1 protein-coding gene is annotated in these 1,386 nt (G+C 67.5%); it reads right to left on the bottom strand.

Translation table 11 applies throughout. From position 1 onward, the window contains the following. Positions 1 to 85: 85 nt before the first annotated feature. Positions 86 to 1,386 (bottom strand): efflux transporter outer membrane subunit (locus tag FHT97_RS30645; protein WP_183865228.1); only part of this gene is annotated, 1,301 nt, incomplete at its 5' end.

The raw sequence follows: 1,386 nt of genomic DNA, 5'->3' as shown, positions 1-1,386 counted from the left end.
CGCCGCTGCCGTCATTATCGGCTTTGGCTACCGATAGCGGCCATAAAAAAGCCCCGCGATTGCGGGGCTTTCTGTCTCGTGTGGCTCAGCTCGCCTTGGGCGGTGTTGTCGTGCGCGGTGCGCCCGGATTGTAGCCGCCGCCGATGGCGACGTTGAGGGCGACATAGTCCTTGGCCATCTGCTGGATGGAGGCGGCCAGGCTTGCCTGGGCGAGCGATACCTGACGCTGCGCATCGAGCACGTCGAGCAGCGAGGAGGCGCCGTCCTTGTAGCTGGCGGTCGACAGTTCCAGGGTTTCCTGCGTCGTCTTCACCTGGGCGCGCAGCGCTTCCACCGTCTCGGCGTCGCGGCGCACCGCCGACAGCGCGTTCTCGACCTCTTCGACGGCGGTCAGCACCGACTGCTTCCAGGCGAGATACTGGGTCTTGGCATCCGACTTGGCGATGTCGACATTGGCGCGCAGACGGCCGCCGTCGAAGATCGGCAGCGTCAGCGTCGGGCCGAACGACCAGGTGGTCAGGCTGCCGCCGGAGAAGCCGGCCGGCTTGACGTAGGAGGGCGAGATCGAGCCCGACAGGGTGATCGTCGGATAGAGCTGCGAGATGGCAACGCCGATATTGGCGGTGGCAGCCGCGAGATTGCGCTCGGCGACGCGAATGTCGGGCCGGTTGCGGATCAGGTCGGCCGGAATGCCGGAGGCGATGCCACCGCGGAAGATCGGCTGCGGCGCGCCCTTCAGGAGTTCGCCGAGCAGCGAGCCGGCGGGCTGGCCAAGCAGCGTGGCGATGTGGTGGGCGGCAACGCGGATGTTGGTCTCCAGCCCCGGGATTTCAGCCTGCGTCGACTGCACCAGACCTTCGGCCTGGACGACGTCGAGGCGCGAGGCAGCACCGGCCTCGAGCTGGAACTTGGTCAGGTCCAGGGTTTCCTGGCGCGACTTCAGGTTGGAGCGCGACAGCGCCAGGCGCTCCTGGAAGAAGCGCAGGTCGATGTAGGAGTTCACTAGGTCCTGCAGATAGGTGAGCTTGGCGACGTCGGCGCTGGAATAGGCGGCGTCAAGCGAGGCCTGGGCGCCTTCCTTGGCGCGGCGGTACTGGCCGAACAGGTCGAGCAGCCAGGAGACATTGGCCTCGCCGGCGCTGATGTTGGTGGCGCCGTTCGAGGTGCGGCGTTCGCCCATCGTGCCGCTGGTGGTGTGGCTGGCGCCGACTAGCAGGCTCGGCAGCGAACCGGCGCCGGCCACGGTGACGCCGCCGGCCGCCGCATTGATGCGCTCCAGCGCCTGCAGCACCGACAGGTTCTCATTCAGGCCCTGAACGACCAGGCCGTCCAGCTTCCGGTCGCGATAGGCCGTCCACCAGGCCGTCGTCGACACGTCGCCAATGT

This window comes from Rhizobium sp. BK399 (assembly GCF_014194695.1).
In the GTDB taxonomy this organism is placed as follows: domain Bacteria; phylum Pseudomonadota; class Alphaproteobacteria; order Rhizobiales; family Rhizobiaceae; genus Rhizobium.
This window is presented reverse-complemented; position numbering and strand designations above follow the sequence as displayed.